The sequence below is a fragment of the Methylobacter sp. Wu1 genome (genome assembly GCF_036553575.1).
In the GTDB taxonomy this organism is placed as follows: Bacteria; Pseudomonadota; Gammaproteobacteria; order Methylococcales; family Methylomonadaceae; genus Methylobacter.
This window is the reverse complement of the sequence record NZ_JAZHOC010000081.1, coordinates 38,471-54,256: the sequence shown is the minus strand read 5'-3', so window position 1 is coordinate 54,256 and position 15,786 is coordinate 38,471. Positions and strand designations below refer to the sequence as shown.

The following is a 15,786-nucleotide window of genomic DNA, read 5'->3' as shown; positions in this document are numbered from 1 at the left end:
CAATTTTGAGGAGTACATTTATGGCTTTAATCACTTGGACAGCTGAACAATTCGGCACTAATGTAGGGTTCGCTGATGAAGAGCATCAAATTCTGTTTGATAAATTGAATAAATTATATGATCTGGCAACCGGTGGCGCAGATCGTTCCGCTGTGGGTGCCCAGCTGGATGATTTGATCTCTTATGTCGTAGGGCATTTTGCTCATGAAGAAAGAGAAATGCTGGCAAAAGACTTCAGTAATTACACTGCCCACAAGGCCGAGCATGAGGCTTTAATCGGTATATGCGCCGGGCTGCAAACAAAATTTCATGCCGGCGAGGCTGAAGTTACCGAAGAAGTCGGTCAAATGGTGAAAGGTTGGTTGGATAATCACATCCCTGTATTTGATAAGGCTTATGCCGATGCATTGAATAGCTGAGGAATAGTCATTCCATAAGTCTAAAAAGGCTTGTGAAGCGACGTTTCACAAGCCTTTTTTTTATCATAAAGCAAAAACTCAATTGGCACACTTTGTGCATAGAGCATATCATTATGCATATGTTCTTCAAATTATATAGAGTTCAGGCAAATTTAATTATATTTTTAGTTTTTAACCCCTTGTATCTGTTTTTTTAAGTAAAAACAGCTAAAATTCATGTAGAAAATCTTTCGCATGAATTTTGAGAGTTAATGCATGATTATTTGCCAGAAATTGATTACTTGCGGTGAGGGACAAAATGACACTCATGGATTCCACGAGTGGAATAATATTTTTCCGCCATCAGATTCGGATGCTTTTAGTTTTGTCGATAACGGATTACCTGATCAGGTCTTGAGAAATCTTGTTTTTCGCATTTCCAGAAAGCCCAGGCAATTAATTACTCATATTCAGCGTATCTATTATTGTTACCATGCAAATTTATCGGAACAGCTTTTTGCCGCGCTTGTTGATTTTCTGGTTATTTTAGAACGGCGCGGCGCGGACATCAGTCGGCGCATGATAATCGGGACAAGCTCTAAATTATCTCGGGAGCAGTATAAATCGTTAAGGGCATTTATGATGAACGAAATGGATGTTGCACTGTTAGAAGGAAATCAATATTCCATTTTCACAAAAGGGCTGCTCGGTACTCAAAGCCTAGTGCAGCAGGTCATCTCTTCAGATGAACAAGCATATGATCCGTTGGATTTGGCGCGTGATTATATTGAATATAGTCAGCTATCCGAGGCAAAAGATGTGCTGGAAAACGCTATCATAAACGAACCGCACAGGCTGGAGTTACATCAGAGCTTGTTAGAACTTTATAAATCAACACAGGATATTTCAGGATTGAAAAAAATGGTTGAATTTTTCGCCAGCTTGAATATACCTAAACCTGATGGTTGGGATGAATTAATGACGCTTTTCATGAGCGCTAGCAATGAACGATAAACGCAAAAGCTCTTTAAAAGTTGCGCTCCACGGCATGGATGGGCGCACTTATAAAACAATGGTGATGTATCTTCAAGGTCCTTGCAAAGGAGCCGCGGCTGTCGTTGAAGATTTGGACGCTGAAGTCGATATAATTGATGCCGATTCCATCAATGCCAAAACATTGCTTGAACAGAAATTGGCTGAGAACTCTAGCAGGCCCATTATTGTATTATCTTTGCAGGAACTGAAACTGGATAATGCATTGTATGTAAGAAAGCCGATCAAGACGGTCGAGATGTTAGAGGCCTTGAGCAAAGCCGAAGCTTTGTTGGCTGTGAAGCAGAAATCGAATGAAAATGTTCAGACTAGCAAGAAGCTGTTTATAAATACGGATGAGCGCCAAAAGACATCCAAACATCAAACGGCGATGCATCTTGATGAAGGGAATTTCAATGCGTTTATAGGCTCCATTCCTGGTCTGGATGTGAATGATCCGAAGCAATTTCTCAGTGCTTCTTACAATCCTAAAGAATATTTTCAGGGCTATTTTCAGTCCGCTTGCCTTATAGCGCAGACAAAAAAGCAGGTATTACATCTCAACTCTGGTTGGAAGTCGCTGATTATCTTCCCTCATAATCATGAAATCTGGTTCGATGCGGATGACAAACAGCTGAGGTCGTTTGCCGGCTTACCAATAAAAAGCCTGTCAGGCGCAGGCATGTCGCTTACTCCGGCCAGCGCACATGCCTTATCTGCCAACAGAGAGTTGGATAAATTCCATAATGTGGACGCCTTTTTATGGAAACTGGCCGTATGGTCATCCAGAGGCCGCTATCCGGTTGCCCTGGATATTGATAGGCCGGTTTTTTTAAAACACTGGCCGAACTTTACGCGTCTCATTGTTACGCCCCATGCATTAAGGATTTCGGCATTGCTTATAGCGGGGCCGAGAACCTTACCTGATATTGCTGAAACTTTAAAAATTAAACCTCAATATGTATTTGTTTTTATCAGCGCAGCGCATGCACTTGGCTTGGTTAAACAAGCTAAACGGCAATCCGATGAAATCATCCAACCGCCAGCTATCAAGAAAAATACTGAGCGGCAGGGATTATTAACTCGAATTCTTAGCAAATTACGCGGAAACAAATCATAAAGTTAGGAACAATATGAGCCAATACAAAATCATCTTTACCGGTCCTGTTGGCGCTGGTAAAACAACAGCTATTGAATCAATAAGCGATGTGCCGCCGGTTAAAACGGACGCGGCTGCCAGCGATATGACAAAGAACAAAAAAGCATCAACCACTGTCGCCATGGATTACGGAGTCATGAATCTTGCCGGCGGTGAGAAGATTCACCTTTATGGCACTCCTGGGCAGGAACGCTTTGACTTTATGTGGGATATTCTTACTACAGGCGGCATAGGGTTGATTTTGTTGCTTGATAATACCCGAGCGGATCCTTTCCAGGATATGAAGTTTTTTTTGGATTCGTTTCAGTCGTTTATAGCAAAAACGAATGTAGCCATCGGTGTAACGCAGATGGATCTGAGCGATAAGCCTGCCATCAATGATTATCATGTCCAACTGCAAGGAATGGGGCTCAATCCGCCGGTGTTCTCTGTGGATGCTCGCGTTAAGAATGATGTATCTATTTTAGTGCAGTCTCTATTGTACTCCTTGGACCCTGAACTCGAGGAGTAACGCATGAGCGACTATGTCTTGACGGAAGGATTGCATTTGTATCCGACTCCAGCTGGCGCTTATTATGCAGCCTGTTCTGTCAATAAGGATAAAACCCGGCAGTTCTTGAGAGCCTTGTTATTACAGGAGAAAACCCCTGCGCTTAACTTGGCCAATTTGCGGAAATTAATGGACCAGCATGAAGAAGCAAAATGCCTGGAACTGTTGCATCATTGCCAAAAATTAGGCTGGGTTCAAGGAATTGATGCTGCACTGCATTATCCGCAGGATGCGCTTGAAGATATTCTGCCTGATCTATTAAGTAAAATTTCGGAAAATGGCAAAGTGCTCCTGGCGGACAGTCAAGGTTTCTATCTGTCCAGCCATGGATTTCCGCATGAAGTTGCTGAAGAGCTATCGGCATTAAGCGCGGAAATTGCTACCATTCACGAGCGGCGGTCAGGTTTATTGATGAACAATATGGGGCTGGCCAGCAACGCATGGGCGGTTATTGATGCGTACGGTAATAGCCAGCTTGGATTTTGGCCTTTATTTATTGGTAATAATCGTTTTGTTATTGCTATTTCAGGTATTCCCCATTTTAACCATCCGGAATTCGTTTCTCTGGTTTGGGCATTGAGCATGCGTTATGCCACTAAATAACGCTTAATAATTTATCAATTAATTATCAAAGATAAGAGACAAAAATATGCGCGCAGATATGCTAGCTTCAATACTAACAGAACTTAATGGCACTTCAGCAGATATTGAAGCATCGGGAGTAATATCGACGGACGGTTTAATGATGGCTTCTGTATTGCCTGCTGGACTGGATGAAGATCGGGTAGGTGCTATGAGCGCCGCAATGCTGTCATTGGGTGATCGTACTGCTCAGGAATTGGCAAGGGGATCACTAGAACAGGTTTTAATAAAAGGCGCCAAAGGCTATGTCCTGATGGTTTATGCCGGAAATGAATCGGTGTTAACCGTTTTGGCAAAACCTAATGCCAAGTTAGGCTTGATTTTCCTGGACGTAAAACGGGCTGCGAGCAGTATTTCTGAATTGCTGTAGGGATTTTATTTAGCACAGAATTAACTGGTTTTAAATATTCTACAGTTATTTGTTTAAATAACTATAGGGTTTATATGATAAAAACGAATAATTATTGAAATATTGCCATAATATTATTGAGGTAATAAGTTCAATATATTCAATGCCAGGAAAAATAAATGTCATTAAATTTCAACGAATTAATTGAATATGCCAAGGCATTTTCCGGTTTGACGCCTGAGCTTGAGGCATGCCTGAAAGATATCGGTCCGGAAATCACGCCACAACTGCAAGCTGTCACCGATTCCTTTTATGACCAGCTAGCTACCATACCTGAGACCGCTAAATATTTGGAAGGTCGCGTGGTGACTTTAAAAATAGCCCATTTAAGATGGATGACAGGGTTGTTTTCCAGCAATATCGATGCTGATTTTGCACGAAGCATGTATCAGGTAGGTGATATTCATGTCAAAGTCAATTTGCCTGTTGAATTTATGGCGGGTGCTATGACCTTGATCAATAATGAACTCACCCGCATAGTTATCGAGACATTCGGACATAATAGTGAAAAATGCACGAAAGCGCTGCAAGCGATCGCTTCGGTTACGGGGCTTGCGCTAATGATAATGCAACAGTCCTATCAAGAATCCACACTTGCCGAAGAACTGGAGAAATTTCTCACTATTTCTGGCATGAGCAGAACGCTATTTGCCAATCTTGCCAAGGCGTATAAATAATCAAAAATTAACTCCCCGTATCAATACTCAACCATTTCTGAAAATGGTTGAGTATTGATACCCTTGATTCTGCTGCGAAACAGCAGCGTTCTTGACCTAGATCACAAGAAATAGTAACGACTCAATTATTCTATGCGTCTACATTGAATTATTTGCCCTATAAAGTTAAGGCTCAGTTTATCGGGACGCTACCAGAATGGAGATATGCAATGCTTTATGATATGAAACCTGAGGATATAATCGGTGATTATCAGGAGGTTACTCTGAATTTATATGGCGGTATAAAGCGTAAGGTTTTATATACCCAAATTGAGACACCCTATCCTGACGGTAAACTGATCGTTTCAACGACAGATCCGGACGGCATTATTACTCATGTAAATCAAGCTTTTATTGAAATGTCCGGTTATACCGAAGATGAGCTGATCGGTGCGCCTCACTCGATTCTGAGACATCCGGATATGCCCTCGGTAGCGTTCAAGGATTTGTGGGATACTGTGCAGCAAGGCAATAAATGGCAGGGATTTGTTAAGAACTTGCGTAAGGACGGCGGTTATTACTGGGTTAAGGCTACCGTTATTCCCAATGTAAGGAAGGGCAAGGTCGTTGGCTATACCTCTGTGCGCCGTAAGCCTTCACGAACTAAAGTGGAAGAATGCGCCAAGCTTTATCCGACCTTGTTTTAACCTATACGGAGCCTAGTTATGCCGAACATGTTCACAGTCAGTCCAGATTTTCCTCCTGACCATATTTCCGGCTGGTATATCTTTAATACCTGGCTTCAAAAACAGAGCGGAGAGGCCATTCATTTGGAAATGTATGACAGCTTTCCCAAGCAGAGAGAAGCTATCAGCCAGGATAAAATTGATTTGATTTATGCTAATCCATTTGATGCCGCCATGCTGGTGCGAGAAAAAGGTTTTTTACCTTTGGTAAGGCCGGCCGGTAAGTCTGATGAGGCCATTATCGCCATTAATGCCCAAAATACTGTGGATGATGTCGCTCATTTGTCGCCGAATATTCGAGTTGCCGTTACTGAAGATCCTGATGTTCATTTGATGGGCATGATAATGCTGGAAGCTGGGGATTTGGATGAAGGCAACATAGAGACAATGGTTTGCGATTCGTATGTTCTGATTGCAAAACAGCTACTGCGCGGGAACGCCGATGTCGGCATTTTCTTGGCTGAAGCTTATGATAACTTATCAAATATCATTAAAAGTCAGCTAAAAGTGCTGGTCCGCAGCCAGATTAGTGTTGTCCATCATTCACTGATGATCGGGCCGAAATTGGCCGAAAAAAGGGATTTCTTACAAAAATTGCTGGTCGACATGAATAATGATGAGAAAGGGCGGGGCGTTCTGGAAAGTCTGGGGTTTGACGCCTGGATGCCTGTCGATGATGAGGAAATGGAATTCATGATTGATCTGATGGATACTTTAAATACATAAGGCGAAACCATCTTCTAGTAAAACGCTTGTAAAAGTCTGCTTCAGCCGGTAAAGTTCGAGGCTGTCAGTTTAAATCACTGTCATCATTTCGCTTTCGCGCGCTTGGCACAAGGGGTGCCTTGGCGTCGAAATGAGTCAATTCTGCTTATTCTTAAGGTTATTTCATGTGTATTTCTTCTGCTGTGCTTGAAAGAGTGGTCCGTGAAGCCGGATCTGTCGCTTTGAATTATTTTAGAAATCTGAAGCATCTGGAAGTTAGCAAGAAAAGCCCGCGCGATTTTGTGACCGAAGCTGATATCGCTGTGGAAGCTTTTTTAAAAGAAGCGCTATCCAGAGAGTATCCGCAATTCGGTTTCTGGGGAGAGGAAAGCGGAGAGACTGAAAATCAATCCTCCCGCTGGATTGTCGACCCGATCGATGGTACGCATTCTTTTTCCCGAGGCCAGTATTTCTGGGCACTGAGTGTGGCGCTGGAAATTGACCAGGAATTGGTAGCGGGCGTGGTCTATGCGCCTGCGCTTGATGATTATTATTACGCTGAGAAAGGTAAAGGCGCATGGAAAAATGGTCAGCCTATCACCGTTTCATCTCAGGCTGAACTTGCTACGGCGATGGTGTCAACGGGGTTTGCCTGTGTGCGCAATTATCTGGAACACAATAATCTGGAGCGTTTTTGCCGTATTGCCCAGGCTACGACAGGGCAGCGCCGTTTTGGCTCCGCCGCTCTGGATGTGTGCCTGGTTGCCGACGGCCAGGTCGACGCGTTCTGGGAGCAGGAGTTGATGCTGTATGACATTGCCGCTGGCGTTGTGATTGCTAAAGAGGCGGGGGCAACAGTAACGGATTTTCAGGGGAATGAGGGAATTTTTCCAAAGCAGATTTTAGTCACAAACGGGAAGATCCTTGAGCAGATCCTCCCGCTTATGTAGAGTTTTAAACGCTTATTCCGCTTTAGCTATTTCAGCGCGCATCGCGTCGATCACTGCTTTATAGTCAGGCTGGCTGAAGATGGCCGAGCCCGCTACGAAGGTATCGGCGCCGGCCGCTTTGATTTCGCGGATATTGTCGACTTTGACACCGCCGTCAATTTCCAGACGAATATTCAGGCCGCTGTCGTCAATGCGTTTTCTGACTTCGCGCAGTTTGGGCAAAGCGGACGGGATAAAAGACTGGCCGCCGAAGCCCGGATTGACCGACATCAACAAAATCATGTCGATTTTATCCATCACATAATCCAGATAGCTTAACGGCGTAGATGGATTGAATACCAGGCCCGCCTTACAGCCGCAGTCATGGATCAGTTGCAGCGTTCGGTCGACATGAATCGACGCTTCCGGATGGAAAGTGATATAGCTGGCGCCCGCCTTAGCGAAATCAGGAATTATGCGGTCCACCGGCTCAATCATTAAATGTACGTCGATAGGTGCAGTAACACCGTGTTTTCTCAGCGCTTCACAGACCAGCGGGCCAATGGTCAGATTAGGTACAAAATGATTATCCATGACGTCAAAATGCACCACGTCGGCGCCGGCTTTTAAAACATTGTCGACTTCTTCACCCAGTTTGGCGAAATTCGCGGACAGGATGGAAGGAGCAATCCAGTTTTCATTCATTGTTTTATATCCTCTTAATGTAATTGAAATGATTGAATGTCTGAAATAGAAGCCGCCTAAGCTTTAGACGGCTACCTATTGTGATCTATGGCGGGAACGGGTTCTGATGAGCCTTCCGGTATGAACCTTATAAAGTAACGACTTCGTTGCCTTTGCCAACCAGCACGATATCGGCGCCTCTCAGTGCAAACAGACCGACGGTCACAACGCCCGGAATATTGTTAATGATTTTTTCCAGTTCGACGGGATTAGTGATATTCAGGTTGCGGATATCGATAATCTCATTACCGTTATCGGTAATGAAATTTTCTCTCCAAACCGGCTGGCCGCCCAGCTTGACCATTTCGCGTGCAACGAAGCTGCGAGCCATCGGAATGACTTCGATAGGCAGTGGGAATGCGCCTAATACGTCTACGCATTTGGTTTTATCAGCAATACAGACAAATTTTTCACTGGCTTCGGCAATGATTTTTTCGCGTGTCAAAGCACCGCCGCCGCCTTTGATCAATTTCTTGTCGGGATTGACTTCATCCGCACCGTCTATGTAGATTTTAAGATCGTTGACAGCATTCAGATCCAGAACCGGAATGCCGACTTTTTTCAAACGTTCGGTAGTGCCAATGGAGCTGGAGACTGCGCCTTCGATATCGGCTTTATAGTCGGCCAGCATTTCGATAAAGAAATTAACCGTTGAGCCAGTGCCGACACCAATGATAGGAATATCTTTAACATATTGCAGGGCGGCTTCAGCAACTTTTTTTTTCAGTTCGTTTTGAGTCATAGGTCGTTTTTAATATGAAGGGTTAATGGTGCCGCATATAGGCGGTTCGTATTTTTCGTATTTAAAGCAATAACCGATAATCGGCTCGTTTAACAGCAATGGTGGGAAATTATATAAAAAATAACACCGTTTGAGTAATGATAAGTAGGGATAATAAGCATTTATCACTGATTATAAGTCTTAACGCTGATCGCCCGATTGTCGGGCATCATCTTATAATCACTAGGTCTATTCAAAATCTTCACAACCATTTAGGAGGAAAGCATGGCGGCAACCGCTTCAAACATGATGCCTTTAGGCACTATTGCACCGGATTTCGATTTGTTCAACCCTGTTACAGGTTCTCATAACAGTCTTCAGGAACTGAAAGGGGAAAAGGGCACAGTGGTGATGTTCATCTGTAATCATTGTCCGTATGTGCAGCATATCAAGGATCAACTGATCGATATTGCCCGGCATTATACCCCGCTTGGGATCAGCACCATCGCGATCAGTTCCAATGATATCGAAAACTATCCAGAGGATGCGCCCGATAAAATGAAGGACATGATGGAAGCCTGGGGGCATCCTTTCGCTGCCTATTTATATGATGAAAGCCAGGGTACAGCCAGGGATTATCAGGCGGCCTGCACGCCGGACATTTATTTGTTCGATCAGGATCTGGCCTGTGTCTACCGCGGCCGTCTGGATGGCTCAACGCCTAAGAACGATGTGCCGTTGACCGGCGAGGATTTGCGCAACGCGCTGGATGACCTGTTGGCAAACAGGCCTATCAATGAAAAACAGCTTCCCAGCATTGGCTGCAACATTAAATGGAAGGAAGCCTAGGAATAGGTTTGCTACAGGATACATCTGTATCCTGTAGCGGTTGGGGAAAACTTATTTTCTCAGCGCAGCCGCTTCAGTGGCGCGGCGTTTGATTTCGTCCCAATCTTCCTTGTCCACGAGATCGGCAGGCGCCATCCATGAGCCGCCGATACAGGCGACATTGCTCAACGCCAGGTAATCGGCCGCGTTTTTCAGGCTGATGCCGCCGGTCGGACAGAAAGTCACCTGCGGCAGCGGGCCGCCGATCGATTTCAGCATCGGGATGCCGCCGGCCGCCTCGGCCGGGAAGAACTTCATTTCGGTGATGCCTTTTTCCATCAGGCGCATGACTTCGCTCGGACTGATGACACCTGGCAAAATGGGCACGCCGGATTTGATTGCCGCGTCGATCAGGCTTTCGGTTACGCCTGGGCTGACGATAAATTCAGAGCCGGCATCGATGGCTTTCCGCAGGGTGTCCACATTGATGACCGTACCGGCGCCGACAATGGCGCCCGGTACTTCGGCTTTGATTCGTTTGATCGCATCCAGGGCAATCGGCGTGCGCAGGGTGATTTCCAGCACTTTCAAGCCGCCTTCAACCAGCGCATGCGCCAGCGGTACGGCATGTTCCAGTTTGTTGATGACCATCACCGGCACGACCGGGGATGTGTACATAATATCTTTAATGGATGCAGTCATTATAAATTCCAGTTTATAAAATAAAAGATAGCCGCTCAGGCTCTGTAAAGAGGCGGCCCGGATTCTATTCCGGGCCGCAATAGTGCTTAGTCTTCAGCCCACAGGTTTGATGCGCCTGTCTCGGACGATGAAGCGCCGCGGCGGAAAGCGCCGAACAGTTCGCGCCCCATGCCGTAGTGATGGTTAGTGGCTGTATTGACGGCCGGCGTACGCGCATTGAATTCGGCTTCATCAACCAGTACATTGATTTCGCCGGTCTGCGTATTCAAATAAATCATATCGCCGTCGCGCACTTTAGCCAGCGGGCCGCCGTCGGCACATTCAGGGCACATGTGGATCGCTGAAGGCACCTTGCCGGAAGCGCCGGACATGCGGCCGTCGGTGACGAGCGCGACTTTGAAGCCCTTGTCCTGGAGCACGCCCAACGGCGGTGTCAGTTTGTGCAGTTCGGGCATGCCATTCGATTTAGGACCCTGGAAACGGATGACTGCAATAAAGTCTTTTTCCAGTTCTCCGCGCTTAAACGCCGCCATCATGTCGTCCTGATCATCGAATACGACCGCTGGCGCTTTAACGATTTGATGCTCCTCCGCCACAGCAGATATTTTGGAGACGCCGCGGCCCAGGTTGCCATGCATCACGTGCAGGCCGCCGCCGGTTGCGAACGGCTTGGCGACGGTGCTGAGCACTTCGGTATCCAGCGGCGCTTCAGGGCAGGGTTCCCAGGTCAGTTTGCCGTCTATCAGACGAGGTTCCTGCATGTAATTCTTCATGCCGCGTTCGTCAGCGACGGTCAGGAGGTCTTCGTGCAACAAGCCGTTTCTCAGCAATTCGGCGATCAGGACGCCCATGCCGCCAGCGGCCTGGAAGTGGTTGACGTCGGCCTGGCCGTTCGGATAGATGCGGGTCAGCAGCGGAATGATACGGGACAGTTTGTCAAAGTCATCCCAGTTGATGATGATGCCGGCGGCGCGCGCAATAGCGATCAGATGGATGGTATGGTTGGTTGAGCCGCCTGTAGCCAATAAGCCAATGATGGCGTTCACGATCGCTTTTTCGTTGATCATGTGCGCGATCGGACGGAAATCATTGCCTTGGGCCGTAAATTTCAGAACCTGTCTGGCGGCAGCTTTAGTCAGCTCGTCCCGCAGTGGTGTGTAAGGGTTGATGAATGAGCTGCCGGGCAGGTGCAGGCCCATGATCTCAACCATCATCTGGTTGCTGTTGGCCGTGCCGTAGAAGGTGCAGGTGCCTGCGCTGTGATAAGACTGCGATTCCGATTCCAGCAATTCCTTACGGCCGACTTTGCCTTCTGCATACAGTTGGCGAATGCGGACTTTTTCCTTGTTAGGCAGGCCGCTGGGCATGGGGCCTGCCGGTACGAACACAGCCGGCAGATGGCCGAAGCTCAGCGCGCCGATCAATAGTCCCGGCACGATTTTGTCGCAAACGCCCAAGTACAAGGCGCCGTCGAACATGTTATGGCTCAAGCTGACTGCTGTCGCCATGGCGATTACGTCGCGGCTGAACAGGGACAGTTCCATGCCGGGCTGCCCTTGCGTGATGCCGTCGCACATGGCCGGCACGCCGCCGGCAAACTGGGCAACGCCGCCCGCTTCCTTGATGGCTTGTTTAATCTGCGCCGGCACGTCTTTAAACGGCTCATGAGCGGATAGCATGTCATTATAAGAAGAGACAATGGCAATATTGGGTTTCTCGCTGCCGGCCAAATCGGCTTTTTCGCCAGCCGCACAGGCGGCGAAGCCATGCGCGAGGTTGCCGCACGCCAGTTTCGCGCGATGCGGGCCTTTTTCAATGGCCGCGTCGATGCGGGCCAGATAAGCGCTACGTTTTTCACGGCTGCGCTCAATGATTTCTTCAGTAACTTTTTCTAATACGGGATGCATAATATTCTCTTCTTACGACAGCTTATAATGACGGCTTAACATTTAATAATACCTCAAGGTGCCCAATACAGTTCAACCGGCACTTTGTTCTGGCGCAGCACGGCGCGCACAGGCATGTCTTCCTCAGGACCTTCGGCCATAGCCTTACGGAATACGGCGAGTTTTTCTTCGCCGGTCAATAAAATGATCAAGCGTTCGGATTGCAACAAGCCGTTCAGTGTCAGCGTCAAGCGTTCAGTGTTAGGACCTGTAACATCGCTCTGCTTGGCCATGATGGGCGCGGTAAGCTGCTGATTGTCTTCCGACAGCGCTTCCGCCAGGCCGTCCGCATGCGGAAATAGGGATGCTGTATGGCCGTCATTACCCATACCCAAAATGGAGATGGCGAACGGTTTGGGCAACGCCTGATACAGGGCTTCTGTTTCAGCACAGCCTTCAGCAGCGCTTTTGGCTGCCGTTTTCATGCCGGTGAAAGGCGCTTTAGCCGCATTATTGATCAGCAATGAACGGTAGATAAGTGCTTCGTTGCTGGCGCTGTGCTCTTTGTCCACCCAGCGTTCGTCGACCAGCGCGACATTGATGTTATTCCAATCCAGATCGGACAGGGACAAGGCTTCAAATAACGGGGCTGGAGTGCTGCCGCCTGAGACCATGAAGGTTGCGGCGCCTCGGTCAGCCAGGGCTTTTGCCAGATGCGCCTGGCAATCGCTTGCCAAGGCGGCAAATAAGCCGGCGCGGTCTTCATACAAAAATTCTTTAACCATGAAGTATGCTCTTTAATTCTTTATATTTATAGCCCTCTCCATATAAACAAAGAGGGCGGCCTTTTATTTATAGCAAGGTTCTATCCAGGCTCTGCCGTCCCGGGCAAGCAGCTCGTCCGCTTCGGCAGGTCCCCAAGTGCCTGCCGGGTAAGGTTTAGGGGTTGCATCAATATGCTTCCAGGCGTCCTGGATGGAATCAATCCATGTCCAGGCCTGCTCAATTTCTTCACGGCTGATAAAGAGTGTGGGATTGCCTCGCATGGCTTCTAGCACCAGCTTTTCATAGCCGCCGAAAAGGCTGCTTTTTCTGAAGGTTTCGTCGAAGCTTAAGTCCAGCTTGGTTTTGTGTAATCTGATCTGCTCATCAATACCCGGTACTTTGTTCAGCATGACAAAATCGATGCCTTCATTCGGTTGGAGGTGGATGATGAGCTTATTGGATGGCAGAACGTCGAAGCTGTCTTTAAAAATATTGTGCGGCAGCTGCTTAAAGTAAACGACAATCTCGGTGCGCTTGCCGGCCAAACGTTTGCCCGTACGCAAATAGAAAGGCACATCTGCCCAGCGCCAGTTATCGATGTCGACGCGTAGTGCGACAAAGCTTTCCGTTGTGCTGTCTTTGTTGGCGCCTTCTTCGTCCAGATAGCCTGGCACCGCGCTGCCTTTGATAACGCCGGTGGAGTATTGCCCGCGCACGGTTTTTTCTTCAACATTGTCGAGGGTGATGGGCCGCAGTGCTTCAAGTACTTTGATTTTTTCTCTATGGATATTCTGTGCTTCCAAGTTGACTGGCGGATCCATGGCGACAAAAGTCAGAATCTGCAGCAGGTGGTTCTGCAGCATGTCGCGCAATTGCCCGGTTTTATCGAAATACTCCCAGCGGCCTTCAATGCCGACTTCTTCTGCAACCGTAATCTGAACATGATCAATGGTGTTGTGATCCCAGTTTGAGGTGAAAATGGAATTCGCAAAGCGCAGCGCCAATAAGTTCAGTACGGTTTCTTTGCCTAAATAATGATCGATGCGGAAAACCTGATCTTCACTGAAAACTTCAGCGACGACATCATTGATTTCTTTAGACGACTGAAGGTCATGACCGATAGGTTTTTCCATGACCATGCGCGATTCTTTGTTTAAAACCCCCGATTGATCAAGTCCGTGACAGATGCTTTTGAATAAAAACGGAGCCACGGCAAAGTAATTGACCATGACCCTTGAATCTGGCTCAAGGACGTCATGCAATTTCTTGTATTGATCCAGTTGAGTCAAATCGATTTGCAGATATGAAAGTCTCGCTGACAGCAGTTTCCATACGCTGGTGTCGATTTCTTCATTCAAAAACGCTTGCAGGCTTTTATAAGCAATATCGACATAGGTTGCGCTGTCTTGATCAACTCTATCTACGCCTATGATTTTCGTATCAGGCTCAATTAAATTGGCTTTTTCGAGCCGATACAAAGAAATGAGCAGCTTGCGGCGGGATAAATCTCCCATGGCCCCATAAATGACTAAATCGCAGGGTTTAAATGTTATTGTTTGCATTTTTATTATGTTGAGAAATAAGATGAAATTTAATGAATATCGTTGTTGCTATTGGGAATCAGGCTGACGCGCGCTATTTGCATTTGCTGATGAAAAAACAAATATAGTGAAAACTCGGGAATAATTCCGGCACTGGCTGGAAAAAAACTGAAAAGTATTATCGGGCCAGAATTTATTACCTGGAAGATAACTATTGCCTGTGCGTCGGGTAATGATGGAAGATGGCTGCTTCATGGGCTATTTTGACAAGCAAATAGTTAATTATGTTTCCAAGGAATAGTTGACGTGTCAATACTTTTCTGCTCTTTGGTATTTCATACCGTCCCGATACATATAATAGCGGACAGGCTCTTATCTACCGATTAAGTATCCATAATCCAGGCAAGTGGATCATCCAGTTATTATACATGAAGGTCTTTGTGCTGCTCGAGCCAGGCGCAATGTTCTTCTCTTGAAGGAATGCCCAGGCGCGCGCCTATCTTCGTGCAGCAAAGCGCCCCGGCAGCGCTGGCGTAGCGCAGTAGTTCAAGCCATTCCATGTGCAAAGCGACACCGGCGGCAAATGCGCCATGAAAAACATCGCCCGCGCCGGTCGTATCGATTGCAGCAACTGGAAATGCAGGCATGGCGCCGCCGTGCTCTTTGCCTCGCTGCCAAAGCAGTCCTTTTTCGCCCAGCGTGATGACGACGGCAGGAGCGGCTTCCGACAGGCGCGTTAGGGCTGCCTCTACATCGCCGGCAAATTGCCGGGCAAATTTTTCCGAGCAGACCAAATAATCGACCTTACTCATTAAGGCCCGTGTGCCGTCATGCAGAGAGCCGGCATCCAATACGCTGGGAATGTGATCGCGGCGGGCATGCTCGGCCAAAGGCACGGATAAATGCGGCTCGTGACCATCGAACAGAATGACCTTGGGTTTGACTGAAGAGAAGTCCACCGCATTTGCCGGCAAGGCTTGGGTATCGCCTTTGTAATTAATCAAGGCTCTTTTGCCATCCGGTTTGACCAGTATTGTCGACAGCGGCGTAGGCGATGGGCCGCGGACGATGAGTTGGGTATTCACATCGTACTCGGCGAACTCCTGGGCGTGCTTATCTCCATAAAGGTCCTGGCCCAGATAACCGGCGAAGGCTGATTTGAGCCCCAATCGCGAAACCATCACCGCTGCATTAGCGGCCGGCCCTCCGCCGCAGCTGATAAGGTTGTCCGCGAAAATCTTTTCATCTTCGGTCGGGTGATGCGGAACTGAAAAGATCAGATCGTAAGAAGCGTGGCCTACGCACAGTACGTCCACTTGCATTGGGTAAGTCGTCATTAAGTCAAAGTGATTCGGTATCAAAAACAACCTGTA

General features: G+C 47.4%; 18 protein-coding genes. 11 read left to right on the top strand and 7 right to left on the bottom strand.

The window, feature by feature from the left end:
* The first annotated feature begins 20 nt into the window (after positions 1 to 20).
* From V2P20_RS19215 to V2P20_RS19170, 10 genes are all read left to right on the top strand, one after another.
* Positions 21 to 419: a bacteriohemerythrin gene (locus V2P20_RS19215; RefSeq protein WP_331821210.1), complete on the top strand. Its 399-nt coding sequence runs from the start codon at positions 21 to 23 to the stop codon at positions 417 to 419.
* Positions 420 to 674: 255 nt separating this feature from the next.
* Positions 675 to 1,412 (top strand): hypothetical protein, encoded by a 738-nt coding sequence (locus V2P20_RS19210; RefSeq protein ID WP_331821208.1) that lies wholly within the window; start codon positions 675 to 677, stop codon positions 1,410 to 1,412.
* A complete protein-coding gene (locus V2P20_RS19205) occupies positions 1,402 to 2,550 on the top strand; it encodes a hypothetical protein (RefSeq protein ID WP_331821207.1) in 1,149 nt (382 codons plus the stop codon). The genes V2P20_RS19210 and V2P20_RS19205 overlap by 11 nt, the downstream gene beginning before the upstream one ends.
* A gap of 13 nt (positions 2,551 to 2,563) precedes the next feature.
* The gene (locus tag V2P20_RS19200; protein WP_268117920.1) at positions 2,564 to 3,100 is read left to right on the top strand and encodes an ATP/GTP-binding protein; all 537 of its coding nucleotides are present in this window, start codon (positions 2,564 to 2,566) and stop codon (positions 3,098 to 3,100) included.
* Between the two features lie 3 nt (positions 3,101 to 3,103).
* The gene (locus tag V2P20_RS19195) at positions 3,104 to 3,742 is read left to right on the top strand and encodes a hypothetical protein (RefSeq protein WP_331821203.1); all 639 of its coding nucleotides are present in this window, start codon (positions 3,104 to 3,106) and stop codon (positions 3,740 to 3,742) included.
* Between the two features lie 46 nt (positions 3,743 to 3,788).
* Positions 3,789 to 4,151, top strand: a complete 363-nt coding sequence (locus tag V2P20_RS19190; RefSeq protein ID WP_194968509.1) for a roadblock/LC7 domain-containing protein — start codon at positions 3,789 to 3,791, stop codon at positions 4,149 to 4,151.
* A 158-nt stretch (positions 4,152 to 4,309) separates the two neighbouring features.
* Positions 4,310 to 4,867, top strand: coding sequence for a protoglobin domain-containing protein (locus tag V2P20_RS19185; RefSeq protein WP_331821200.1), 558 nt, complete (start codon positions 4,310 to 4,312; stop codon positions 4,865 to 4,867).
* A gap of 209 nt (positions 4,868 to 5,076) precedes the next feature.
* Positions 5,077 to 5,553 carry a PAS domain-containing protein gene (locus V2P20_RS19180; RefSeq protein WP_194968511.1) on the top strand — a complete coding sequence of 159 codons (477 nt, stop codon included), beginning with the start codon at positions 5,077 to 5,079 and terminating at the stop codon, positions 5,551 to 5,553.
* An 18-nt stretch (positions 5,554 to 5,571) separates the two neighbouring features.
* On the top strand, positions 5,572 to 6,318 hold the full coding sequence (locus tag V2P20_RS19175; protein ID WP_331821198.1) for a phosphate/phosphite/phosphonate ABC transporter substrate-binding protein: 747 nt from the start codon (positions 5,572 to 5,574) through the stop codon (positions 6,316 to 6,318).
* A 164-nt stretch (positions 6,319 to 6,482) separates the two neighbouring features.
* Complete coding sequence (locus V2P20_RS19170) at positions 6,483 to 7,247, top strand: inositol monophosphatase family protein (protein ID WP_331821196.1); 765 nt, start codon at positions 6,483 to 6,485, stop codon at positions 7,245 to 7,247.
* Between the two features lie 12 nt (positions 7,248 to 7,259).
* Here V2P20_RS19170 and rpe read toward each other — a convergent pair whose 3' ends face one another.
* Entirely contained in the window at positions 7,260 to 7,931 is a 672-nt protein-coding gene (rpe, locus tag V2P20_RS19165) for a ribulose-phosphate 3-epimerase (protein ID WP_194968514.1), read from the bottom strand.
* Between the two features lie 127 nt (positions 7,932 to 8,058).
* On the bottom strand, positions 8,059 to 8,712 hold the full coding sequence (gene rpiA, locus V2P20_RS19160) for a ribose-5-phosphate isomerase RpiA (protein WP_331821193.1): 654 nt from the start codon (positions 8,710 to 8,712) through the stop codon (positions 8,059 to 8,061).
* A gap of 264 nt (positions 8,713 to 8,976) precedes the next feature.
* Here rpiA and V2P20_RS19155 point away from each other — a divergent pair, with 264 nt between their 5' ends.
* On the top strand, positions 8,977 to 9,540 hold the full coding sequence (locus tag V2P20_RS19155) for a thioredoxin family protein (protein WP_331821191.1): 564 nt from the start codon (positions 8,977 to 8,979) through the stop codon (positions 9,538 to 9,540).
* Positions 9,541 to 9,591: 51 nt separating this feature from the next.
* Here the strand turns inward: V2P20_RS19155 and V2P20_RS19150 are convergent, their stop codons facing one another.
* From V2P20_RS19150 to V2P20_RS19130, 5 genes are all read right to left on the bottom strand, one after another.
* Positions 9,592 to 10,221 (bottom strand): bifunctional 4-hydroxy-2-oxoglutarate aldolase/2-dehydro-3-deoxy-phosphogluconate aldolase, encoded by a 630-nt coding sequence (locus V2P20_RS19150; protein ID WP_331821189.1) that lies wholly within the window; start codon positions 10,219 to 10,221, stop codon positions 9,592 to 9,594.
* A gap of 86 nt (positions 10,222 to 10,307) precedes the next feature.
* Entirely contained in the window at positions 10,308 to 12,128 is a 1,821-nt protein-coding gene (gene edd, locus V2P20_RS19145; protein ID WP_331821187.1) for a phosphogluconate dehydratase, read from the bottom strand.
* A 53-nt stretch (positions 12,129 to 12,181) separates the two neighbouring features.
* Entirely contained in the window at positions 12,182 to 12,892 is a 711-nt protein-coding gene (gene pgl, locus V2P20_RS19140; RefSeq protein ID WP_331821185.1) for a 6-phosphogluconolactonase, read from the bottom strand.
* Between the two features lie 63 nt (positions 12,893 to 12,955).
* Positions 12,956 to 14,434, bottom strand: coding sequence for a glucose-6-phosphate dehydrogenase (gene zwf, locus V2P20_RS19135; RefSeq protein ID WP_331821184.1), 1,479 nt, complete (start codon positions 14,432 to 14,434; stop codon positions 12,956 to 12,958).
* 401 nt (positions 14,435 to 14,835) lie between these two features.
* Positions 14,836 to 15,750: a PfkB family carbohydrate kinase gene (locus V2P20_RS19130; protein WP_331821182.1), complete on the bottom strand. Its 915-nt coding sequence runs from the start codon at positions 15,748 to 15,750 to the stop codon at positions 14,836 to 14,838.
* Between the last annotated feature and the right edge of the window lie 36 nt (positions 15,751 to 15,786).

Excerpts from the sequence above, each read along its gene's own strand:
- V2P20_RS19215 (WP_331821210.1), top strand. The coding sequence starts at position 21 with ATGGCTTTAATCACTTGGACAGCTGAACAATTCGGCACTAATGTAGGG.
- V2P20_RS19210 (WP_331821208.1), top strand. The coding sequence starts at position 675 with ATGATTATTTGCCAGAAATTGATTACTTGCGGTGAGGGACAAAATGAC.
- V2P20_RS19205 (WP_331821207.1), top strand. The coding sequence starts at position 1,402 with ATGAACGATAAACGCAAAAGCTCTTTAAAAGTTGCGCTCCACGGCATG.
- V2P20_RS19200 (WP_268117920.1), top strand. The coding sequence starts at position 2,564 with ATGAGCCAATACAAAATCATCTTTACCGGTCCTGTTGGCGCTGGTAAA.
- V2P20_RS19195 (WP_331821203.1), top strand. The coding sequence starts at position 3,104 with ATGAGCGACTATGTCTTGACGGAAGGATTGCATTTGTATCCGACTCCA.
- V2P20_RS19190 (WP_194968509.1), top strand. The coding sequence starts at position 3,789 with ATGCGCGCAGATATGCTAGCTTCAATACTAACAGAACTTAATGGCACT.
- V2P20_RS19185 (WP_331821200.1), top strand. The coding sequence starts at position 4,310 with ATGTCATTAAATTTCAACGAATTAATTGAATATGCCAAGGCATTTTCC.
- V2P20_RS19180 (WP_194968511.1), top strand. The coding sequence starts at position 5,077 with ATGCTTTATGATATGAAACCTGAGGATATAATCGGTGATTATCAGGAG.
- V2P20_RS19175 (WP_331821198.1), top strand. The coding sequence starts at position 5,572 with ATGCCGAACATGTTCACAGTCAGTCCAGATTTTCCTCCTGACCATATT.
- V2P20_RS19170 (WP_331821196.1), top strand. The coding sequence starts at position 6,483 with ATGTGTATTTCTTCTGCTGTGCTTGAAAGAGTGGTCCGTGAAGCCGGA.
- rpe (WP_194968514.1), bottom strand. The coding sequence starts at position 7,931 with ATGAATGAAAACTGGATTGCTCCTTCCATCCTGTCCGCGAATTTCGCC.
- rpiA (WP_331821193.1), bottom strand. The coding sequence starts at position 8,712 with ATGACTCAAAACGAACTGAAAAAAAAAGTTGCTGAAGCCGCCCTGCAA.
- V2P20_RS19155 (WP_331821191.1), top strand. The coding sequence starts at position 8,977 with ATGGCGGCAACCGCTTCAAACATGATGCCTTTAGGCACTATTGCACCG.
- V2P20_RS19150 (WP_331821189.1), bottom strand. The coding sequence starts at position 10,221 with ATGACTGCATCCATTAAAGATATTATGTACACATCCCCGGTCGTGCCG.
- edd (WP_331821187.1), bottom strand. The coding sequence starts at position 12,128 with ATGCATCCCGTATTAGAAAAAGTTACTGAAGAAATCATTGAGCGCAGC.
- pgl (WP_331821185.1), bottom strand. The coding sequence starts at position 12,892 with ATGGTTAAAGAATTTTTGTATGAAGACCGCGCCGGCTTATTTGCCGCC.
- zwf (WP_331821184.1), bottom strand. The coding sequence starts at position 14,434 with ATGCAAACAATAACATTTAAACCCTGCGATTTAGTCATTTATGGGGCC.
- V2P20_RS19130 (WP_331821182.1), bottom strand. The coding sequence starts at position 15,750 with ATGACGACTTACCCAATGCAAGTGGACGTACTGTGCGTAGGCCACGCT.